Consider the following 21,880-nt stretch of genomic DNA (forward strand, 5'->3'; position numbering starts at 1 on the left):
ATCAGAACAGCTTGGTGAACAGCCAGTACAGGCAGCCCGACAGCAGCATGGCCGCCGGCAGCGTCAGCACCCAGGCCATGGCGAGGCTGCGCACGGTGCTCCATTGCAGGCCGGAGCGGTTGGCGGCCATGGTGCCGGCCACGCCCGAGGACAGCACTTGCGTGGTCGACACCGGCAGCCCGTAGATGTCTGCCGCACCGATGGTCAGCATCGCGACCAGTTCCGCCGAGGCGCCCTGCGCATAGGTCAGGTGCGTCTTGCCGATCTTCTCGCCGACGGTGACGACGATGCGCTTCCAGCCGATCATGGTGCCGAGGCCCAGCGCGATCGCCACCGCCACCTTCACCCACAGCGGGATGAAACGGGTCGCGTCGTCGAGTTCCTGGCGGAAGGCGGTCACGGCGGCCTTGGCTTCGCCTTCGAACTTCACGGCGCCGCTCTTGTCGAGCAGGCGGATCGATTCGGAGCTCAGGTACATGTCGTTGCGCACGTTGGCCACGGCGGCGGCCGGAAGCTGGGCCAGCGAGCCGTTCTCCCGCACCTGGGCGGCGATGCTGCCGGCCAGCTGGGAAATGGCGGGCACGACCGTCGGGCCGTATTCGCGGGTGCGCAGATAGGTGGACAGTGTCTCGCGTGCGGCCGGTACGCTGGCGGCCGGCAGTACGGTGGGGACGGTGCGGTTCATCGCGCCCTGCGCCAGTTCGGCCACGGCGACGAATTGGATCGTCTTGTCCGCCGGCATCGCGCGGTTCAGCGCATAGGCCATCGGCACGGTACCGACCAGGATCAGCATGATCAGGCCCATGCCCTTCTGGCCGTCGTTGGAGCCGTGCGCGAAGGACACGCCAGTGCAGGTCAGCACCAGCAGGCTGCGGATCCACCACGGCGGCGGCTTGTTGCCGCGCGGCTCTTCGTACAGCTCGCGGTTCTTGACGAAGGCGCGCAGCGCCAGCAGCAGCAGGGCGGCGCAAACGAAGCCGACCAGCGGCGACAGCAGCAGCGAATAGCCGACCTTGGTGGCCTGCGCCCAGTCGACGCCGCTGGTGCCGTCGCGGCCATGCATCAGCGCGTTGGCAACGCCCACGCCGATGATCGAGCCGATCAGCGTGTGCGAGGAAGAAGCCGGCAGGCCCAGCCACCAAGTGCCGAGGTTCCAGAGGATGGCGGCGATCAGCAGCGCGAACACCATCGCGAAGCCGGCGCTGGAGCCGACCTGCAGGATCAGTTCCACGGGCAGCAGCGAAATGATGCCGAAGGCCACTGCGCCACTGGACACCAGCACGCCGAGGAAGTTGAAGACACCCGACCACACCACCGCGAAGTTGGGCGGCAGCGAGTGGGTGTAGATCACCGTGGCAACCGCGTTGGCGGTGTCGTGGAAGCCGTTGACGAATTCGAAGCCCAGCGCGATGAGCAGCGCCACGCCCAGCAGCAGGTAGGGCACCCAGGTGGTCATCGGCGCGCCGGAGTTGCTGACGTCCTCGACCAGGCTCCAGGCTGTGTAGAGCAGGCCGGCGGCCAGCAGGCCGACGAACACGATCATCGTCACCGGGCTGGGGCGGGTGTCGAGGGCGGGGCGCGCCGGGGCGGGTGGATAGATCGGAAGGGGTGCTTTGTCGGCGAGCGAGGACATGGCCTTATTCCCTGAAAGGAGTTGGGCCGGATCGTCTCGCCGCGGTGTGACAGCGGTGTGACGGCGGGTGTTCGCGGCCTTGTCTGTCACGGATCGGTCATGTGGCGCCGTCAGCATCGGGGATTCGCCCGCTTTCCCCGGAGATACCGCCATGACGACGATGCCCGCCAGCCTGCAAGACCAAGATGCGCTCATGGACCGCATCGCCCGCGACCTGATCGACAGCTACGACGAGGAACTGGAACTCGAGATCGAGGACCGCGAGATCGATGAGGACGGTGCGCCCGCCAGCACCGACAAGGCCGCGCGCCAGCACTACTTCAAGGAACTGTTCCGGCTGCAAGGTGAACTGGTGAAACTTCAGGACTGGGTGCAGCACTCCCGGCAGAAGGTGGTGATCCTGTTCGAGGGCCGCGATGCGGCCGGCAAGGGCGGCGTGATCAAGCGCATCACGCAACGGCTCAACCCGCGCGTGGCCCGTGTCGCCGCACTCCCGGCGCCGAACGATCGGGAACGCACGCAGTGGTACTTCCAGCGCTATGTGTCGCATCTGCCGGCGGCCGGCGAGATCGTGATGTTCGACCGCAGCTGGTACAACCGCGCCGGCGTCGAGCGCGTGATGGGCTTTTGCACCGACGAGGAGTACGAGGAGTTCTTCCGCTCCGTGCCGGAGTTCGAGCGCATGCTGGTGCGATCCGGCATCAAGCTGATCAAGTACTGGTTCTCCATCACCGACGAGGAGCAGCACATGCGTTTCCTCGGGCGCATCCACGATCCGCTCAAGCAATGGAAGCTGAGCCCGATGGACCTGGAGAGCCGCCGCCGCTGGGAGGAATACACCAAGGCGAAGGAGATCATGCTGGAGCGCACGCACATCCCCGAGGCGCCGTGGTGGGTGGTGCAGGCCGTGGACAAGAAGTCCGCACGGCTCAACTGCATCACGCACCTGCTGGGGCAGCTTCCGTACGAAGAGGTGCCGCATGCGCCGGTGGTGCTGCCGCCGCGGGTGCGCAATGCAGACTACTTGCGCCAGCCGGTGCCGGCGGAGATGTACGTGCCGGAAATCTATTGAGCTCGTTTGTCGCGTCGAATCTTGCGGAAGCGCCCGTCCCCCGGGCGCAGCGTGCTATCAGGACCATAGCGGAACGCCGTTGAGGCGCGGAAGCTGCTACGGTGCTTGTGTGGCACGACGATCTTCTACCTCCGCCCTCACGCGTGCCTATCAGCGCAACCTGAAGGCGCTGACCAAGGTTGCCGTGGGCAACAGCAAGCGCCTGGCGAAGCAGGTGGGCCAGCAAGTGGCGCGCGCCACCGAGCGGCAACTCAAGCCGCCGCCCGGTGCCGGGGACTGGCTCACGGGCATGGCGATGGGGCCGGGCGGCACGCGCGGCTACCACCTGTTCAAGCCGCATATCGAACTGCCCGCCGGCGAGAAGATGCCGCTGATGGTGATGCTGCACGGCTGCGGCCAGACCGGGCGCGACTTCGCCGCGAGCACCCGCATGAACCGCATCGCGGCGCGCGAAGGCTTCATGGTGCTCTACCCCGAGCAGGACCGGCTGCACCATCCGCAGGGCTGCTGGAACTGGTACGACACGCGCTCCGGCCAGGCCAATCGCGAGGCTGCGACCTTGATGGCGGCGCTGGATCAGGTGAGCCTGCTGTACCCGGTTGATCGCGAGCGGGTGGCGGTGGCGGGGCTCTCGGCCGGCGCGGGCATGGCGGCACTGCTGGCGACGCGCTATCCGACCCGCTTTGCCGCCGTGGCCATGCATTCCGGCGTGGCACCCGGCGCGGCGCGGTCGAGCGCGACGGCCATCGGCGCGATGAGCGGTCGGCGCGTACCGCTGGTGCCGGCAGTGGCCGTGGGCAAGGCCTTTGGCGCCGCGGCGGTCGGCACGACCCTGCCGCCGATGCTGGTGCTGCATGGCGATCACGACGCGGTGGTCGCGGCCAGCAATGCGGCCAACGCTGCCGCGGTGTGGGCCACGGCCACGGGTGCGCGGCCCGGTGTCGAGCGGCTGTTGCAACGCGGCAAGCGCTATCCGGCGCGCGTGACGGACTTCAAGCGATCGGGGCGCATCTGCGTCACGCTGTACCAGGTCGAGTCGCTGGGGCATGCATGGAGTGGAGGTGCGTCGAAGCTGGCGTTCAGCGATGCGGGCGGGCCGGATGCGTCGAAGCTGGTGTGGGCGTTTGCGGCGCGGGCTTTCCGGGCGGCAGTGCCCCGACAAATGAAAAACGACTGACCCACTTTCTGCTCGAGGGCATGCCAAACTCGTCCATCGCAGAACGAGGGTGCCATGAAAGTAGACACGGATTTTCTGATTCAGCGCTTGCGTCAGTTCGCACACGAAAGGGACTGGGAGCAATTTCATTCGCCAAAGAATCTTGCCTCTGCGTTGGCTGTCGAGGCTGGCGAACTCCTTGAGCACTTCCAGTGGATAAGCGATGAGCAAAGCCGTACCCTTTCCTTGGATAAACGAGCCGAAATCAGTGCCGAGGTGGCGGATGTATTTCTATATCTGCTTCAACTGGCCGACAAACTGGGAATCGATCTGGCCGACGCCGCAGACCGAAAGTTGGCCATCAACGAGTCGAAGTATCCAGTCGACTTGTCTCGTGGCAACAGCAAGAAGTACGACAAGCTCTAGTCCAGGAAGCACTACGTGATCGTCTATCAAAGCAGCAAGTCCGAATTTCTTGAACACATCGAGCACTGCGACATCGAAGACGTGATCTTGTCGGCCTACACGCAACGAACCGGCCATGGCGTTGGCCTCGCGGAGATTGAGTCCTGGCAGCACTCCTTGCGATACATGGCCGAAGTACTGGATGACGAACAAATTCCTGCTGACGCCGGTGTCGCGATCGAGTATCACTTGCCGCAGATGGCCAAGCGCGTCGATTTCATCGTCACAGGGCGAGGCGAAGACTCCAGTTCCAACGTAATCATCGTTGAACTGAAGCAATGGACCAAGGCCAAGTTGACGAACAAGGATGGCGTAGTCGAAACGAGGTTCGCCGCGGGCGCGCAGGAGGTCAGTCACCCTTCCTATCAGGCATGGTCATACGCTGCGTTACTGCAAGGATTCAACGAAGCGGTCTACGCTGGGGACATGCAGTTAAAGCCTTGCGCTTATCTGCACAACTACAAGGATGACGGAGTCATATCGCACGCCTTCTACGCGCCCCATATCGAGCGGGCACCACTGTTCTTGCAGGGCGTAGCGGAAAAAAAGAAGCTCCGTGATTTCATCAAAAAATTTGTGAAGTTCGGGGATGACTGCAATTTGCTCTACAGGATTGACAACGGGGCGATACGACCCTCCAAGATGTTGGCGGACAGCTTGGTGGGCCTGATGCAGGGAAAGCAGGAGTTTGTGTTGATTGACGACCAAAAGGTCGTCTACGAAACCGCGCTAGCGGTGGCGCGCGGCGCCGGAACTCTTGCCAACAAGGAGGCTGTCATCGTGAAAGGTGGCCCTGGCACTGGCAAGACCGTTGTGGCGATCAATCTTCTGGTAGGGCTGACGAAGCTAGGATTGAACTGTCGATACGTGTCGAAGAATGCTGCGCCACGCGCTGTCTACGAGAGCAAGCTCACGGGACACCTGAGAAAGTCAGAAATATCAAACCTGTTTTCGGGTTCGGGCGCATTCACGCAGGCAAACGACGCCTTCGACGTGCTGGTCGTTGATGAGGCGCATCGGTTGAATGAAAAATCTGGGTTGTACGGAAATCTGGGGGTCAATCAGATCAAGGAATTGATGTCCGCGGCTAGATGCACGATCTTCTTTGTCGATGACGATCAACTTGTCACATTGAAGGACATTGGAAGCATCTCGGCGATTGAGCGGTGGGCCGCGGTGATGGGCGCGCGAGTGACGCATCAAGAACTCGCATCCCAATTTCGTTGCAACGGGTCGGATGGTTACCTTGCTTGGTTGGACAACACGCTCGCCGTCAGGCCGACGGCGAATGTCATGTTGGATGTGGCCGAGTTCGATTTCAGGGTACTTGAGTCGCCCGTGGCGCTTGACGCCCTGATTCGCGAGAAAAATGGCGCGCATAACAAGGCTCGTTTGGTCGCTGGTTACTGCTGGGACTGGATCAGCAAACGCAATCCGGATGCATACGACATCGTGTTGCCCGGCTTCGACTTCAAGAAGCGATGGAATCTCTCGAAGGATGGAAGTCTCTGGATTGTCGCGCCCGATTCAGTCGAGGAGATAGGCTGCATCCACACAAGCCAGGGTTTGGAGCTCGACTATGTGGGCGTAATCATTGGGCCGGACTTCGTCGTTCGCGATGGTGTCGTGGCGACTCGTCCTGACAATCGCGCCAAGTCTGATCAATCGCTCAGAGGCTACAAGCGACTTGAGAAGTCCAGTTCGGATATCACCACTCAGCGCGTCGAACGGATCATCAAGAACACCTATCGAACGTTGCTGACGCGAGGGATGAAAGGCTGCTATGTGTACTGCGTTGATCCGGAGACCGCAGCATATTTTCGGTCGCGGCTGATTGCGAAGACGCCTGTCGCAGTCCGTTCGCAGGCGAAGGCGGAGCCAAGCGTAGCCAACAATGACGCTCGATTTGACAACGTGCTGCCCTTCCGAAGGTTGTCGAGCGCCGAGGCCAAGCCATTCGTCAATTCTGTTCCGTTGATTGACCTCAAGTTCGCGGCTGGCGCGTTCGGAGATTTCCAGTCCTTTGATCCTGCTGCTGCCGAGTGGGTTGAACTTCCTGACTTGTTTCGACCGAGGGTAGGGTTGTTTGTTGCACAGGTGATCGGAGAGTCGATGAATCGCCGAATACCCAACGGCGCTTGGTGTCTTTTCCGGTTGGACCCGCCGGGGACCCGAGCGGGGAAGGTAGTCGTCGCGGAGCACAGATCAATTCAAGATCCTGACCTTGGGGGCTCCTATACGGTAAAGGTCTACTTCAGTGAGAAAGCTGAAGGCGCGGACGGGTCTTGGCAGCACGTTCGCATTCACCTTCGACCGGATAGCGATGACGCGCAATTCGCCGCATTGGTGTTTGAACCGGAGAACGCTGAAGGCGTCCGGATCGTTGCAGAGTTGATTGCTGTGCTCTGAAGCGATTGTTTCTTGTGCATTATTTTGCATCAAGCGATGCTATAATTGATGCATAAATTGGGAGCCGCCATGCGCACGACCGTAACCCTCGATGACGACTTGCTGGCGCAAGCTCGGACATACACCGGTATCCAGGAAAACTCGGCCTTGATCCAGCAGGCACTCAAGAGCCTGGTGCAGCGTGAGGCTGCGCGGCGGCTGGCGCTGCTGGGCGGCTCCGCCCCAGGCCTGGCGTCTGTGCCGCGTCGGCAAGCAAGGCCTTTCCGTGATCCTCGTTGACACTTCGGTCTGGATCGATCACCTCGCGCGCGGAGATGCCCAACTCCAGGCGCTGCTTGAAGATGGCCAGGTGCTCACGCATCCCTACGTGATCGGTGAAATCGCTCTTGGTAGCCTGCCGCAACGGCGCGAAACCGTTGGTGCACTCCAGGCATTGCCAGCGATAGCAGTCGCCAGCACGGACGAGGCGCTGGCCTTTCTTCACAACGAGAAGTTGTTTGGGATGGGCATTGGCTATGTCGACCTGCATCTTCTGGCGGCGACCCGGCTCGAGCCCGAGGCGCGCTTGTGGACGCGCGACAAGCGACTTCAGCAGGCTGCCATCAAGCTCGACTTGGCGGCCTTCGCCCCGCACTGACACGCGCCCCGCCACTGGCACCCTGTACGCCACCCGGCGTATTTCTCGATTCGCCCCCCATCCGCAGACTCCTCTCCATCGTCAGCAACAGCGCTGGCGACAAAACTCAACCACCACCGGAGAAGGATGCTCATGCAACGTCGTTTCACACTCAAGGCGCTCACTGCCAGCGTCGCGCTTGCCGCCCTTGGCGCTGCGCCCGCATTCGCTGCCGACACCATCAAGGTCGGCGTGCTGCACTCGCTGTCGGGCACGATGGCGATCTCGGAGACCGTGCTGAAGGACACCGTGTTGATGGCGATCGACGACATCAACAAGAAGGGCGGCGTGCTGGGCAAGCAACTCGAGCCCGTGGTCGTCGACCCGGCTTCGAACTGGCCCCTGTTCGCCGAGAAGACCAAGCAACTGTTGGGTCAGGACAAGGTCGCGGTGATCTTCGGCTGCTGGACCTCGGTGTCGCGCAAGTCGGTGCTGCCGGTCGTCGAGGAAATGAACGGCCTGCTGTTCTACCCCGTGCAGTACGAGGGTGAAGAGCTTTCGAAGAACGTGTTCTACACGGGCGCCGCGCCCAACCAGCAAGCCATCCCGGCCGTCGATTACCTGATGAGCAAGGAAGGCGGCGGCGCCAAGCGTTGGGTGCTGCTGGGCACGGACTATGTGTACCCGCGCACCACCAACAAGATCCTGCGCGCCTACCTGAAGAGCAAGGGCGTGGCCGACAAGGACATCGACGAGAAGTACACGCCCTTCGGCCACAGCGACTACCAGACCATCGTGGCTGACATCAAGAAGTTCTCGGCCGGCGGCAAGACCGCGGTGGTGTCGACCATCAACGGCGACTCCAACGTGCCCTTTTACAAGGAACTGGGCAACGCCGGCCTGAAGGCCAAGGACGTGCCGGTCGTCGCCTTCTCCGTGGGTGAAGAGGAACTGCGCGGCGTGGACACCAAGCCGCTGGTGGGCCACCTGGCTGCATGGAACTACTTCATGTCGATCAAGAACCCGACCAACACCGCCTTCATCAAGCAGTGGAGCGACTACGCGAAGGAAAAGAAGATCGCCGGCCACATGGACAAGCCGCTGACCAACGACCCGATGGAAGCCACCTGGATCGGCATCCACATGTGGAAGCAGGCCGTCGAGAAGGCCAAGTCGACCGACACCGACAAGGTCATCGCGGCGATGGCCGGCCAGACCTTCACGGCGCCCTCGGGCATCGTGTCGAAGATGGACGAGAAGAACCACCACCTGCACAAGAGCGTGTTCATCGGCGAGATCAAGTCCGACGGACAGTTCAACGTGGTGTGGAAGACGCCGGGCCCGGTGAAGGCCAAGCCGTGGAGCCCGTACATCGAAGGCAACGACAAGAAGCCGGACTTCCCAGCTGGCAAGTCGATGTAAGTGTCGCTTTCCCTCTCTCCTCGGGGAGAGGGCGGGGCGAGGTCGGGCGGCGGTCGGATCGATCGCCGTTCTTGTTTGGCCCGTTGCTTGCTAGTGACTGGCAGGAGCCCTCGTCACTGCCCTCCTCCGGGTGAGAGGGTGCCATCCAGGGGGATTTATTGCATGTCTTATCCAATGCTCAGACGCTCGATTCATGGCTTGTTGGTGACCGGTGCGCTCCTGCTCAGCGCCGGTGCCCATGCGTTGACGGCCCAGGAAGCGAAGGCCATCGCCTCGGGCGAGACCGAGGAGCGCGTCGCGGCGCTCAACAAGGCCGTGGCCACGGCCGACGAGAAGACCGCGGCCTTCATCCAGGCCATGTCCGACGATGCCGTGAAGTTCACCGCGGACAAGGTCTTCGTGATGAAGGGCGACAAGGGCTACGACCCCGTCACCGGCGCCGAACTCAAGGTGCCCGACGATGCGGAAGACGTGGTCAACAACAACATGATGCGCGGCGCCTTCGACGCCGCGCAGTCGGTGCTCAAGTTGGTCGGCAGCAAGGACGTAGCGGTGCGCCTCGAAGCCGCGAATGCGCTGCTGAAGAATCCGGACGAATCGCGCATCCCGATGGTGGAGAAGGCCCTGTCGGTGGAGACCAACGAGGGCATCAAGGCCAAGCTGGAACTGGTGCGCGCGGCATCGCTGCTCAACAGCACGGACAAGGCCAAGCGCATCGCCGCCGCGGGCGCGCTCGCGGAAAGCAAGAGCCCCGACACCAAGCTCCTGCTCAATGAACGCCTGAGCGAGGAGCCTGAAGCCGACGCCAAGGCCGCGCTGAAGAAGGCCATCGCCGGCATCGACGACGCGCTCGTGTGGGGCGATCGCATCAACGCGATCTTCAGCGGCATCAGTCTGGGCTCTGTCCTGCTGCTGGCCGCACTGGGCCTTGCGATCACCTACGGGTTGATGGGCGTCATCAACATGGCGCACGGCGAGCTGATGATGATCGGCGCCTACGCGACCTACGTGATGCAGGGCATCTTCCAGAAATACCTGCCCGAGTCGATGTTCGGCTTCTACCTGGTGGCGGCGATCCCGGCCTCGTTCCTGGCTTCCGCGCTGGTCGGCGCGATCCTGGAGCGCGGGGTGATCCGCTTCCTGTATGGCCGCCCGCTGGAGACCTTGCTGGCCACCTGGGGCATCAGCCTGATGCTGCAGCAACTGGTGCGCACCTTCTTCGGCGCGCAGAACGTCGGCGTGGAGAACCCCGGCTGGATGAGCGGCGGCTTCACCATGCTGAGCAACGTCACGCTGCCCTGGAACCGCATCTGCATCATCATCTTCGCGGGCTTGGTGCTGCTGGCGATGGCCTGGCTGATCGGCAGGACGCGCCTCGGCTTGTTCGTGCGCGGCGTGACGCAGAACCGGCCGATCGCCTCCTGCATGGGCGTGAACACGGCGCGCATCGACACCTATGCGTTCGCGCTCGGCTCGGGCATTGCCGGCCTGGCGGGTTGTGCGCTGAGCCAGATCGGCAACGTGGGCCCGGACCTCGGGCAGAGCTACATCGTCGACTCGTTCATGGTGGTGGTGATGGGCGGCGTCGGCCAGCTTGCCGGCACCGTCTATGCGGCGCTGGGCCTGGGCATCCTCAACAAGTTCATCGAAGGCTGGGCCGGCGCGGTGCTCGCGAAGATCGCGGCGCTGGTCTTCATCATCATCTTCATCCAGAAGCGGCCCCAGGGCATCTTTGCAATGAAAGGCCGGAGCGCAGAGGCATGACCCAAGTCGTACTACCTTCCAAAGGCCCCCTGCTCAGCGGCAAGGGCTGGACGGCCTTCTGCATCGCGCTGATCGCGGTGTGCGCGGTGGCGCCGGTACTGAACCTCTGGGTGCCGCGCGACAGCATGTTCTACATGAGCGACTACGCCGTGGCCTTGCTCGGCAAGATCATGTGCTACGCGATCTGCGCGCTGGCGATGGACCTGATCTGGGGCTACACCGGCATCCTGTCGCTGGGCCACGGCATGTTCTTCGCGCTGGGCGGCTACATGATGGGCATGTACCTCATGCGCCAGATCGGCCGCGACGGCAACTACAAGAGCGACCTGCCGGACTTCATGGTGTTCCTGGACTGGAAGGCCTTGCCCTGGCACTGGACCTTCAGCGGCAGCTTCGTGATGACGCTGATCCTGATCGTCGCGGTGCCGGGCCTGATCGCCTTCGTGTTCGGCTTCTTCGCTTTCCGCTCGCGCATCAAGGGCGTGTACTTCTCGATCATCACGCAGGCCATGACCTTCGCGGCGATGCTGCTGTTCTTCCGCAACGAGACGGGCTTTGGCGGCAACAACGGCTTCACGGACTTCAAGCGCATCCTGGACATCCCGATCGCGACGCAGAGCATGCGCATGACGCTGTTCGTGATGACCGGCTGCACACTGCTCGGCTTCTTCCTGTTCGGCAAGTGGTTGATCGGCAGCAAGTTCGGCCGCGTATTGCAGGCGATCCGCGATGCGGAGACGCGTGTGATGTTCTCGGGCTACAACCCGTTGCCGTACAAGCTGACGATCTGGGTGATCTCGGCTGTCATGTGCGGCGTGGCCGGGGCGTTGTATGTGCCGCAGGTGGGAATCATCAACCCCGGAGAAATGAGCGCGGCCAACTCGATCGAGATCGCGATCTGGGCTGCCGTCGGTGGACGCGCCACGCTGATCGGGCCGATCATCGGCGCCTTCATCGTCAACGGCGCGAAGAGTTGGCTGACGGTGGTGGCGCCGGAGTACTGGCTGTACTTCCTGGGCGCGCTGTTCATTGCGGTGACGCTGTTCCTGCCGGATGGTGTGGTGGGCCTGGTGAAGAAGTGGGTGGCGCGCATGAAGGCGCCGAAGGGCGTGGCGCCCGAACTGAGTGAAGGGCGCCTGGAAGCACAACGTTCGCTGGCCGCATCGGAAGGCGTGGAGCCTGCCGCGCTGCCGAAGATGCCGCCTCCCGGCGCGGCCGTTGGCGAACCTGAAGGAGCACGCGCATGACGCCAGACTTGATGGAAGAGGGCGCAAGGCGCATTGCCCGCCACGAGGGCATCGACATCGAAGGCATGACGGAATCGGGCGGCCGCGAGGCGGGCTTTGGCCGGCATGTGGTCGATGGCGAAGTCGACATCACGCACGGCCGCATCCTGTACCTGGAAGACGTGAGCGTGAGCTTCGACGGCTTCAAGGCGATCAACAAGCTGTCGCTCGATATCGCGCCGGGTGAGTTGCGTTGCATCATCGGGCCCAACGGCGCCGGCAAGACGACGATGATGGACATCATCACGGGCAAGACGCGGCCGGACTCGGGCACGGTGTTCTTCGGCAGCACGATCGACCTGCTGCGGCATCGCGAGGCCGAGATCGCGCAGTTGGGCATTGGGCGCAAGTTCCAGAAGCCGACGGTGTTCGAGCAGTTGACGGTGTTCGAGAACCTGGAACTGGCGCTGAAGACGAACAAGGGTGTGAAGCATTCGATGCTGTTCAAGCTCGATTCGGAGCAGAGCGACCGGTTGGCCGAAGTGCTGGAGACGATCCACTTGCGCGACAGCGTGTCGCGCATGGCGGGCAACCTGAGCCATGGGCAGAAGCAGTGGCTGGAGATCGGGATGCTGTTGATGCAGGACCCGAAGTTGCTGTTGCTGGACGAGCCTGTCGCGGGCATGACGGACGAGGAGACGGCGCGCACGGCGGAGTTGTTCCTCACGCTGAAGGGCAAGCATTCGTTGATGGTGGTGGAGCACGACATGAGCTTCATCAAGACCATCTCGGAGATCGTGACGGTGCTGTGCGATGGGTCTGTGTTGGCCCAAGGCACGCTGGATGAGGTGCAGGCTGACGAGCGCGTGATCGAGGTTTATCTTGGGCGCTGACTTGTCGCTTGTGGTGTTCAGCGGTGTTGTGGCCGGGGTTGCGTCGGCGGTCGGCATGCGGTACGGGCCGGCCGACCCTACTGCACTGGTCGCTTCGCGACTCCCCTGCAGTGCTCGCGTTTGGCGGGGTCCACATGAACTCGCTTCGCTCAGACAGCATGTGGCCCTGATCCGCCAAACGCTGCGCGCTTCGGCAGCGCACAAGGGATCGACCAACCCGCACCGCATGCCGCCCGCCGACGTGGACGCTGTGGGGTCGTGCCGCGGTCAAATTCACTCGCGCCGCCATGGACGTGCCGGGGTCTTCCTCCCTCTCCCTCCGGGAGAGGGCCGGGGTGAGGGCAGCCGCCCCCCAAAGAGGGCATGTCGCTCGATCCACCCCAAGCCCGGCAGGCGGTGCGAGTCGGGCGATCCCCTCTGTGGCGCCGAGGAGCGCAGTCATTTGCGGATCAGGGCTGGCGATTGTTTGAGCGGAGCGCAGCGCAGCGAGTTCGAGCCAGACCCCGCGAATGACGAGCACCGCAGGGGAGCCCCGAAGGGGCCGGCACAGTGGGGTCGAACGGCTCGCATCGCCTGCCGGGCGTCCCATCGATCGACGCGCATCTAACGCAGCAGGAACACAAGACATGCTCACAGTCAAGAACGTCCACCAGTACTACGGCGGCTCCCACATCCTGCGCGACGTGAGCTTCACCGCCACGCTCGGCAAGGTCACGGTGCTGCTCGGCCGCAACGGCGTCGGCAAGACCACGTTGCTGAAATCGCTCATGGGCCTGGTGCCCATCAAGAGCGGCAGCATCGAGTTCGACGGTCATGCTATCCAGAAGAAGACGCCCTATGAACGCGCACGCGCCGGCATGGGCTTCGTGCCGCAAGGGCGCGAGATCTTCGCGCGCCTCACGGTGGAAGAGAACCTGCGCATGGGCCTGGCCTACAAGAGCGGCGGCACGCCCATTCCGTCGGAACTGTTCGACCTGTTCCCCGTGCTCAAGCAGATGATCAACCGCCGCGGCGGCGACCTTTCCGGTGGCCAGCAGCAACAGTTGGCCATCGCGCGTGCGCTCGCCCCCAAGCCCAAGCTGCTGATCCTCGACGAACCCACCGAAGGCATCCAGCCCAGCATCATCAAGGACATCGGCCGCGTCATCCGCATGCTGGCCGACCGCGGCGACATGGCCATCGTGCTGTGCGAGCAGTACTACGACTTCGCGCAGGAACTGGCCGACGACTACATGGTGATGGAGCGCGGGGAAGTGATTGCACGTGGCCTCGGCAAGGACATGGAAGCGCAGGGCGTGCGGCAACTGGTCGCGATCTGAAGGAGGTCGACCACCTCCTGCGAATATGGCTGGCGCTCGGCCTCGCGAGCCATCACACTGCGTCCGACCATCCGGTCGCAACCACTGGAGTTCTCCTCATGAAGATTCGCTTTGTGCCGTTCCTGGCACTGTTGATCGCTGCCCTGTGCATCGGCAGCGCCTCCGCCGCCGAGCCGGCGTTCCCCAGCAGCTTCAAGACCCGCAACGTCGCCATGACCGATGGCGCCACGATCTTCGTGCGCTCCGGCGGCAGCGGCCCGGCGGTCGTGCTCATCCATGGCTTCGGCGACACCGGCGACATGTGGGCGCCGCTGGCGCAGGAGCTGGCCAAGACGCACCTGGTCATCGTCCCCGACCTGCGCGGCATGGGCAAATCATCGAAGGCGCCGGGCGGCTACGACAAGAAGTCGCAGGCCGTCGACATCCGCACCGTCGTGACCGCGTTCAAGCAGGATCACACCGACGTCGTCGGCCACGACATCGGCACGATGGTCGCGTATGCCTATGCGGCGAGCTATCCCGACAAGGTCGACAAGCTGGTCGTGATGGATGCGCCCGTGCCGGGCATCGCGCCGTGGAACGAGATCATCCTGTGGCCCGCGCTGTGGCATTTCAACTTCGGCGGCCCCAATGCCGAACGGCTGGTGGCCGGCCGCGAGCGCATCTACCTGGACCGCTTCTGGAACGAGTTCGCCGGCACCCCGTCGAGGATCGACGAGGCGACGCGGCGGCACTACACGAAGCTGTACGCACAACCCGGCGCCATGCGCGCAGCCTTCGCGCAGTTCAACACCATCGCCACCAAGGACGTGGCCGACAACATCGCCTTCTCGAAGGACAGGAAGCTGCCGATGCCGGTGCTGGCCATCGGCGGCGAGAAGTCCTTCGGCGCCAACATGGCGGTCGTCATGCGCAACGCGGCCACCAATGTGCAGCAGGAGGTCGTGCCGGGCGCGGGGCACTGGCTGATGGAAGAGAGCACGGCGACGACCGTTGGATTGGTCGGCAACTTCCTGGCGGGTGCGCGATAGCGGCAACGCCCCCTGATCGGGGCGCTTGTGAACCGTTGATCGCTGCGTCTGAGAGAGTCGCTCAGGTGCGAGGCGCTGACAGCGCCAGATAGCTAGCGTCGCTGTCCAGGCTGCAGTCCAGCAGGCTCGGCGCCACGTCGCGCTCCAGCGTTTCGAACATCGTGTCGACGAAATCCATGAGGTGATCCGATGCCAGGATGGCATCGTCGACCTTGCCATCCGCCACGGCGTCGATGACCTCGATGTGGCCTTGCACCGTGTCTTGGAGGTCGGTGTGGCCGGGCGTCTGCATGTGATAGATCCAGCCGATGCGCCGGAAGATCGTGTGCAGCGGACGCAGCGTGCCCTCGACGAAGGGTTCTTGCGCGGCGGCGAGGAACAGCTGGTCGATGTGCCGGTCGATCACGTTGAACTGCTCCACCGTCATGTCTCCACCGTGCTCGATCAACTGGCGCTTGATGTGCTGCATGCGGTTGCGCTGTGACGCGCCGGAACGCTCGGTCGCCAGCCGGATCACGAAGCGCTCCATGTCGCGGCGCAGGCGCAGCAGCAGGCGGTCGCGGGTGAGGTCGATTGGCGCGATGCGCAGGCCGTGGCGCGGCGTGACCTGCACCAGCGTGTCGGCGGCCAGCCGGCTCACGGCCTGGTGCACGGGCGTGCGGCCGTAGCCGACCATGGCCTGCAACTCATGCATGGCGAGGAAGCGGCCGGGCGCGAGCTGACACGTCACCAGCAATTCCTCGATGCGCTCATAGGCTTGCTGGGAAAGGTTGGCGTCACTGCGGCGCGGTGCGGCCGGCGCTCCTGCGTCGACGGAGACGAGCTTGGGCCGTGAGGGCTGGGAGCGGGTGGGCATGGGGTTCCTTCAGGCTATCGCTTTTTCACTGAAATACCAATGAATATCGCCTTCATTGTCCTCCATTCATTGACGGAGTGCGATGCCAAGGCGGCAAAGCAATCCATAGGGTATCCACTTATGATTATTGTGAAATATCACGATATTCTTCGTCCCGTCGACTGAACTTCGATTGATCCACATGGCTACCCTCATCACCGACGTCAAGGTCATCCTCACCGCACCCGAGGGCATCAACCTCGTGGTCGTCAAGGTGGAGACCAACCAGCCGGGCCTGCATGGCCTGGGCTGTGCGACCTTCGCGTACCGCCACCTCGTCGTGCAATGCCTCGTCGAGGAGTATCTGAAGCCGCTGCTGGTCGGCCGCGACGTGGGCGCCATCGAGGAGCTGTGGCAACTGATGCACCAGAACGCCTACTGGCGCCACGGCCCGATCGAGAACAGCGCGATCTCCGGCGTCGACATGGCGCTGTGGGACATCAAGGGCAAGATGGCTGGCATGCCGCTGTATCAGCTCTTCGGCGGCAAGGTGCGCGAAGGCGTGCCGGTGTACCGCCATGCGGACGGCCGCGACCTCGCGGAACTTTGCGACAACATCCAGAAGTACCAGGCGCAGGGCATCACGCACATCCGCTGCCAGAACGGCGGCTACGGTGGCGGCGGTTTCGGCGCTGCGCCTTCCACGGCGCCGAAGGGCGCGCCCGAGGGCATCTACCTCGACAGCCGTGCCTACATGCGCGACACCCTCAAGCTCTTCGAGGGCATCCGTGCCAAGGTCGGCTTCGGCATCCAGTTGTGTCATGACGTGCACGAGCGGCTGAGCCCCATCGACGCGATCCGCTTTGCCTGCGAGATGGAGAAGTTCGACCTGTTCTTCCTCGAGGATGCGATTCCGCTGGAGGAGGGCAAGTGGATTCGCCAGCTGCGCGAGAAGACCAACATCCCGCTGGCGCAGGGCGAGCTGTTCACCAATCCCTACGAATGGAAGACGCTGATCGCCGAGCAGCTGATCGACTTCATCCGCGTGCACCTGAGCCAGATCGGCGGCATCACGCCGGGCCGCAAGTTGCAGCTCTTCGCCGAGCAGTACGGTGTGCGCACCGCGTGGCACGGGCCGGGCGACATGTCGCCGCTGGGCCATGCGGCCAACATCCACATCGACCTGGCCGCGCGCAACTTCGGCGTGCAGGAATGGTCGGGCATCGAGCCGCCGAACTTCGTGATCCAGGAATTGAAGGGGCCGCATGGCGCGCTGCTGGATGTGTTCCCGGGGCTGCCTGAGTTCCGCGATGGCTACGTTTATGCCAACGACAAGCCGGGCCTCGGCATCGAGATCGACGAGGCGCAGGCACGCAAGTACCCCTGCGAGAAGACCGTCACCACCTGGACGCAGACGCGCCTGGTGGACGGCACGCTGCAAACCCCCTGAACAGATCACTACATGTCCACCTCACTCTTCAGTCTCGCGGGCAAGACCGCGCTCATCACCGGCTCCTCGCGCGGGCTCGGCTATTCCATCGCCGAGGGCATGGCCGCGGCCGGGGCACGGTTGCTGCTCAATGGCGTCGACGAAGCGCGTCTGCAGGCATCGGCGGCCATGCTGCGCGAGCGCGGCTACCAGGTGGATGCCTTCGCCTTCGACGTGTGCGACGAGGCGGCTGTCGTCAAGGCCTTCGAGAGCTTCGATGCGCAGGGCATCGAGGTCGACATCCTGGTCAACAACGCGGGCGTGCAGTACCGCAAGCCGATGGTCGAACTGGCCACGGAGGACTGGCGCCGCGTGATCGAGACCAACCTGACCAGCGCCTTCGTCGTCGGCCGCGAAGCAGCCAAACGCATGATCCCGCGCCAACGCGGCAAGGTCATCAACATCGGCTCGCTCACCAGCGAACTGGCGCGTGCAACGGTGGCGCCTTACACCGTGGCCAAGGGCGGCATCCGCATGCTGACGCGCGCGATGACCGCCGAATGGGCCGCGCACAACATCCAGGCCAATGCCATTGGCCCGGGCTACATGCTGACCGACATGAACCAGGCGCTGATCGACAACCCGAGCTTCGATGCATGGGTCAAGGGGCGCACACCCGCGGGCCGCTGGGGCAAGCCCGAGGAACTCGTCGGCACCGCCATCTTCCTCGCATCCGAAGCGTCCAACTACGTGAGCGGCCAGATCATCTATGTCGACGGCGGCATGGTGTCGGTGCTCTGAACTTCACATCCAGGAGACATGACATGAAGAACCTTCGCACCCTTTGCATGGCCGTGGCGTCGATGACCGCGACGCTGCTGGCCCCCGTCGCATCCCATGCGGCCGACTATCCGAATCACCCGATCGAAATCGTCGTGCCGTCTTCCGCGGGTGGCGGGACCGACATGATGGCGCGCCTGTTCGCCGAGACCGCGAAGAAGAGCGTCCCGCAGCCCTTCATCGTGACCAACAAGCCCGGCGCGGGCGGCGGCATCGGCATGACCGAGGCCCAGCGTGCCACGCCGGACGGCTACAAGATCGGCGTGCTGATCTCGGAGCTCGCGATCATTCCGTACCTGAACATGACCAAGGTCACCACGGCTGACTTCATTCCGATCGCGCGGCTCAACGGTGATCCGGGCCTGATTGCAGTGCGGGCCGACTCTCCCTACCAGACCATCGATGACCTGCTGGCCGCCGCGCGCAAGCAGGAAGGCGTCGTGTCGATGGGCAACGCCGGCAGCGGCACGATCTGGCACCTGGCCGCCGCAGCGGTCGAGCAGAAGACGGGCGTCAAGTTCAACCACGTACCGTTCCAGGGCGCGGCGCCCAGCGTCTTGGCGCTGGTCGGCGGTCACGTGGATGCCATCACCGTCAGCCCGGCCGAGATCGGCCCGCACGTTGCGGTGGGCAAGGTGCGCGTGCTGGCCGCGATGGCCGACAAGCGCCTGCCGCCGCCCTACGACAAGGTCGTGACCTTCAAGGAGAAGGGCATCGACCTCGTGCTCGGCACCTGGCGCGGCCTGGGCGTGCCGCTCAACACGCCGCCCGAAGTCGTGAAGTACCTGCGCGACGCCACCCGCAAGACGGCGCAGGACCCGGCCTTCAGCGATGCGCTGGTGAAGGCCAACCTCCAGCCGGCGTACATGGAGGGCGAGCAGTTCCAGGCCTTCATGAACAGCCAGGCGGCCTACTTCAAGACACTGCTGGCGAGTGTCGATCTGAAGAAGTAGAGGCAGTGGGGACGTTCGCCTTCCGGGAGGAAAGGCGGACGCTCGCTTGGGTCCACCGGCGCGTGATGTTGTTCGGGTGGTCGCTCAACTACGGCCGCGCCTCGAACACCAGGTTGAACGGCGTCTGCGTGGCGCGGCGGAAGCGTGTGAAGCCGCCTTCGTCCACCACCACTTCACGCAGCCGCTCTTCGCCCGCCTGCGCACCCAGCCCGCGCCCCACTTCCTGCGACAGCGAGCAGGGCGTGCACACCATCGTCGAGGCCGAGTAGAAGATGCGTCCGACCGGGTTCAGGTTGTCCTCCAGCCGATCGTTGGCGAAGGGCTCGACGATCATCCACATGCCGTCCGGCTTCAGCGTCTCGCGCACATGGCGCGCCGCGCCGGCCGGGTCGCCCATGTCGTGCAGGCAGTCGAAGAAGGCCACCAGGTCGAAGTCCTTGCCCGGATAGGTCTTGGCGCCCGCCACCTCGAAGCGGATCCGGTCGCCGACGCCCGCCGCCGCGGCACGTTCGCGCGCGGCGTTGATCGAGGGCTCGTGGTAGTCGTAGCCGACGAAGGTCGATTGCGGATAGGCCTGTGCCAGCACGATGGTCGAGGCGCCGAAGCCGCAACCCACATCGGCCACGCGTGCGCCGGCCTGCAGTCGCTCGCGCATGCCGTCGAGCGACGGAATCCAGCTCGGTTCCAGGTTCGCGTTGTAGCCTGCGCGGAAGAAGCGCTCGGTGCCGCTGAACAGGCTGGGATGGTGTTCGTGCCAGCCGAGGCCCGTGCCGTCGCGGAAGCTCTTCTGGACCTTGTCGAGGTCATGGAACAAGGATGCCAGGACTTCGAAGCCGCCCACCATGAAGGCCGGGCTGTTGTCGTCGGCCAGCACCATCGCCGCCTCGGGCGAGAGCGCAAAGGTCTGTGCCTTCGGGTCGTAGTCGACGAATCCGCTCGCGGCCTGCGCATTGAGCCACTCCTGGGCATAGCGCAGGCGCAGCCCCGTCTTCTCGCTGAACTGGTCGACCGTGATCGGGCCCGCACCGGCCATCGCCTTGTACAACCCGAGCCGGTCTCCAAGGATGACCAGCGGCGCACTGGCGAGCGCACCGAATTCCCCGACCATCCGGCCCATGAGGGCATTGAGCTTGTCTTCATTGATCTGCATGGCATCACTCCTGTTGTTGGCGTGTCGCCGCATGGCGGTTCGCATTGAAAGGTCATGCGCGCACCGGTCTCTGGTCCGATCAAACGACAGCAAGGCCAGGCCACCGCTCTGCCGCGCCAACCGGCGGAGTGCCGGTCGGGAAGCAGCCCGGTTGCGTTGGCCTGCGCTGATTATTCGAACAAGGAGGGCCGGCGGTTACGCGCGGACTACAACAATCAACGGCTGCAACATGCGTTCACGCAGCAGGCGGCTGATGGAGGGGCGCGGCAGCGGCTGTTCGAGGCGGACTGAAATGGCTGCGGCCAGCATGCGCTGGCCGCGGCGAATCAGTTTCCTGATCGTTCCAGGCACTTGCGTGACCCGTTGGCCACGCAGAGCCCTGGACTTGGAAAGAGGGCGTGTTTCCTCAGGGCCCTTGCTCGCCCGTGGCGCGGATCTCGACACGCCGATCCGGCTGCAGGCAGGCGATCAGGTCGGAGCGCCGCTTGGCCTTGCCTTGCGCCTTGCAATCGGCCTCCGTGACCTTGAGTTCCGTCTTGCCGCGGCCCTCGGTCTGGATCACGTTGGCCGGCACGCCGCCGCGGCTCACCATGTAGTCGCGCACTGCATTGGCACGCGCGACGGACAGGCGCTGGTTGTAGTCGACGCCGCCCAGCGGGTCGGTGTAGCCGACGATCTGGATCGCGCGGGGCCGGAAGTTGGCGGAGCGCAGTTCCTGCAGCATGCCGTCGATGCGGCTGCGGCCTGTCGGTGTCAGCACGGCCTTGTCGAACTCGAAGGTGCCGTCGGCGGCCAGGTTGAAGTTGCGCACCGGCGGGGGTGGTGGCGGCGGCGGCGGGGGCGGTGCGACCGCCATCGGGGGCGGTGGCGGCGGCGCCTGCGCCACCACCGGGGCGGGCCCGAGGGGGATCTGCAGGCCCACGGTGACCAGCCATTCGTCCAGGTGGCTCTGGTTGTTGATGAAGCGGGTGCGGTTGTCGTCGTAGCGGTAGCGCACGTCGGCCGTCAGTCGGCCCCAGGAGGCGAAGGGCCAGACGACGCCGATGCCCGCATTGGCCATGAAGCTGGTCTTGCTGGCGCTGCCGCCGAATTGCGTGGTCACCTTGTCGTTGATGGCGCCGATGCCGGCGACGAGGTAGGGCTGCACGCTGCTGATCGACCAGGCGCGCATGCCCTGGCGGCCGAGGAAGAACCATTGCGCGTCCAGCGATGCGCTCCAGTTCTTGTACTCGCCCTGGTTGCCGATGGTGCCCAGGCTCAGGTTGTTCAGGAAGTCCCGCTTGGTATCCATCTGCTCGTACCCGCCGCGCAGTTCGATGTTCCACCAGGGGTTGATCGGCTTGCCGATCGCCAGTCCGCCGCCCCAGCCATCCTTGGCATGGCGGCCGCTGTCCGGGAAGGTGTAGCTTCCGAAGGGAGTGATGTACCAGCGGTTGTCGAAGTACTGGTCGGCTCCGTAGGGGGTCTGCGCAAGGCAGGCGGCATACGGGGCGGCCAGCACGAGGCAGGCCGCAAGAGTGCGTCGGTCGAGCATAAGAGCCTCACGAATGAAGGGTTGATGAAACCGCAGCGGAAGCCCATTGAAGCCCAAAAATTCCGGCGGCCCCTCGCGTCGGTCGGGGACTCGCAACCAAGTGTGACTATTTGTGGAATGCGAGCACCTGCGG

20 protein-coding genes are annotated in these 21,880 nt (G+C 64.1%); 16 read left to right on the top strand and 4 right to left on the bottom strand.

What is annotated here, in order from left to right; genetic code table 11:
• Position 1: 1 nt before the first annotated feature.
• A complete protein-coding gene (locus WKW79_RS16660; RefSeq protein WP_340336282.1) occupies positions 2 to 1,633 on the bottom strand; it encodes an inorganic phosphate transporter in 1,632 nt (543 codons plus the stop codon).
• A gap of 160 nt (positions 1,634 to 1,793) precedes the next feature.
• Here WKW79_RS16660 and ppk2 point away from each other — a divergent pair, with 160 nt between their 5' ends.
• The 12 genes from ppk2 to WKW79_RS16720 all read left to right on the top strand — a co-directional run bounded on the left by ppk2 (position 1,794) and on the right by WKW79_RS16720 (position 15,006).
• Positions 1,794 to 2,705 (top strand): polyphosphate kinase 2, encoded by a 912-nt coding sequence (gene ppk2, locus WKW79_RS16665; RefSeq protein WP_422823905.1) that lies wholly within the window; start codon positions 1,794 to 1,796, stop codon positions 2,703 to 2,705.
• Between the two features lie 109 nt (positions 2,706 to 2,814).
• Positions 2,815 to 3,882: an extracellular catalytic domain type 1 short-chain-length polyhydroxyalkanoate depolymerase gene (locus WKW79_RS16670; RefSeq protein WP_340336284.1), complete on the top strand. Its 1,068-nt coding sequence runs from the start codon at positions 2,815 to 2,817 to the stop codon at positions 3,880 to 3,882.
• 54 nt (positions 3,883 to 3,936) lie between these two features.
• Entirely contained in the window at positions 3,937 to 4,287 is a 351-nt protein-coding gene (locus WKW79_RS16675) for a nucleotide pyrophosphohydrolase (RefSeq protein WP_340336285.1), read from the top strand.
• 15 nt (positions 4,288 to 4,302) lie between these two features.
• Positions 4,303 to 6,735 (top strand): DNA/RNA helicase domain-containing protein, encoded by a 2,433-nt coding sequence (locus WKW79_RS16680; RefSeq protein ID WP_340336286.1) that lies wholly within the window; start codon positions 4,303 to 4,305, stop codon positions 6,733 to 6,735.
• Positions 6,736 to 6,804: 69 nt separating this feature from the next.
• Entirely contained in the window at positions 6,805 to 7,014 is a 210-nt protein-coding gene (locus tag WKW79_RS16685; RefSeq protein WP_340336287.1) for a type II toxin-antitoxin system VapB family antitoxin, read from the top strand.
• A complete protein-coding gene (locus tag WKW79_RS16690; protein ID WP_340336288.1) occupies positions 7,001 to 7,372 on the top strand; it encodes a type II toxin-antitoxin system VapC family toxin in 372 nt (123 codons plus the stop codon). Before WKW79_RS16685 ends, WKW79_RS16690 begins: the two co-directional genes overlap by 14 nt.
• A 132-nt stretch (positions 7,373 to 7,504) precedes the next feature.
• Complete coding sequence (urtA, locus tag WKW79_RS16695) at positions 7,505 to 8,773, top strand: urea ABC transporter substrate-binding protein (RefSeq protein ID WP_340336289.1); 1,269 nt, start codon at positions 7,505 to 7,507, stop codon at positions 8,771 to 8,773.
• Positions 8,774 to 8,947: 174 nt separating this feature from the next.
• The gene (gene urtB, locus WKW79_RS16700; protein ID WP_340336290.1) at positions 8,948 to 10,537 is read left to right on the top strand and encodes an urea ABC transporter permease subunit UrtB; all 1,590 of its coding nucleotides are present in this window, start codon (positions 8,948 to 8,950) and stop codon (positions 10,535 to 10,537) included.
• On the top strand, positions 10,534 to 11,784 hold the full coding sequence (urtC, locus tag WKW79_RS16705) for an urea ABC transporter permease subunit UrtC (protein WP_340336291.1): 1,251 nt from the start codon (positions 10,534 to 10,536) through the stop codon (positions 11,782 to 11,784). Before urtB ends, urtC begins: the two co-directional genes overlap by 4 nt.
• The gene (gene urtD, locus WKW79_RS16710; protein ID WP_340336292.1) at positions 11,781 to 12,656 is read left to right on the top strand and encodes an urea ABC transporter ATP-binding protein UrtD; all 876 of its coding nucleotides are present in this window, start codon (positions 11,781 to 11,783) and stop codon (positions 12,654 to 12,656) included. The genes urtC and urtD overlap by 4 nt, the downstream gene beginning before the upstream one ends.
• Before the next feature lie 626 nt (positions 12,657 to 13,282).
• Positions 13,283 to 13,975 (top strand): urea ABC transporter ATP-binding subunit UrtE, encoded by a 693-nt coding sequence (gene urtE / locus WKW79_RS16715; RefSeq protein WP_340336293.1) that lies wholly within the window; start codon positions 13,283 to 13,285, stop codon positions 13,973 to 13,975.
• Between the two features lie 98 nt (positions 13,976 to 14,073).
• The gene (locus WKW79_RS16720) at positions 14,074 to 15,006 is read left to right on the top strand and encodes an alpha/beta fold hydrolase (protein WP_340336294.1); all 933 of its coding nucleotides are present in this window, start codon (positions 14,074 to 14,076) and stop codon (positions 15,004 to 15,006) included.
• Positions 15,007 to 15,067: 61 nt separating this feature from the next.
• On the opposite strand, the gene WKW79_RS16725 is transcribed toward WKW79_RS16720, so the two are convergent.
• Positions 15,068 to 15,862 (bottom strand): GntR family transcriptional regulator, encoded by a 795-nt coding sequence (locus WKW79_RS16725; RefSeq protein ID WP_340336295.1) that lies wholly within the window; start codon positions 15,860 to 15,862, stop codon positions 15,068 to 15,070.
• Between the two features lie 181 nt (positions 15,863 to 16,043).
• Here WKW79_RS16725 and WKW79_RS16730 point away from each other — a divergent pair, with 181 nt between their 5' ends.
• From WKW79_RS16730 to WKW79_RS16740, 3 genes are read left to right on the top strand one after another with little or no spacing between them, the layout of a single operon-like run.
• A complete protein-coding gene (locus WKW79_RS16730) occupies positions 16,044 to 17,291 on the top strand; it encodes an enolase C-terminal domain-like protein (protein ID WP_340336296.1) in 1,248 nt (415 codons plus the stop codon).
• 12 nt (positions 17,292 to 17,303) lie between these two features.
• A complete protein-coding gene (locus tag WKW79_RS16735) occupies positions 17,304 to 18,071 on the top strand; it encodes an SDR family oxidoreductase (protein WP_340336297.1) in 768 nt (255 codons plus the stop codon).
• Positions 18,072 to 18,094: 23 nt separating this feature from the next.
• Positions 18,095 to 19,063, top strand: a complete 969-nt coding sequence (locus tag WKW79_RS16740; protein ID WP_340336298.1) for a Bug family tripartite tricarboxylate transporter substrate binding protein — start codon at positions 18,095 to 18,097, stop codon at positions 19,061 to 19,063.
• An 88-nt stretch (positions 19,064 to 19,151) separates the two neighbouring features.
• Here WKW79_RS16740 and WKW79_RS16745 read toward each other — a convergent pair whose 3' ends face one another.
• Positions 19,152 to 20,213, bottom strand: a complete 1,062-nt coding sequence (locus WKW79_RS16745) for a class I SAM-dependent methyltransferase (RefSeq protein WP_340336299.1) — start codon at positions 20,211 to 20,213, stop codon at positions 19,152 to 19,154.
• 54 nt (positions 20,214 to 20,267) lie between these two features.
• Between WKW79_RS16745 and WKW79_RS16750 the strand changes: the two genes are divergently transcribed.
• On the top strand, positions 20,268 to 20,504 hold the full coding sequence (locus WKW79_RS16750; RefSeq protein WP_340336300.1) for a hypothetical protein: 237 nt from the start codon (positions 20,268 to 20,270) through the stop codon (positions 20,502 to 20,504).
• A gap of 115 nt (positions 20,505 to 20,619) precedes the next feature.
• On the opposite strand, the gene WKW79_RS16755 is transcribed toward WKW79_RS16750, so the two are convergent.
• Positions 20,620 to 21,747, bottom strand: a complete 1,128-nt coding sequence (locus WKW79_RS16755; RefSeq protein ID WP_340336301.1) for an OmpA family protein — start codon at positions 21,745 to 21,747, stop codon at positions 20,620 to 20,622.
• Positions 21,748 to 21,880 lie beyond the last annotated feature (133 nt).

Origin of the sequence: Variovorax robiniae, assembly GCF_037889955.1 — a bacterium.
In the GTDB taxonomy this organism is placed as follows: Bacteria; Pseudomonadota; Gammaproteobacteria; order Burkholderiales; family Burkholderiaceae_C; genus Variovorax; species Variovorax robiniae.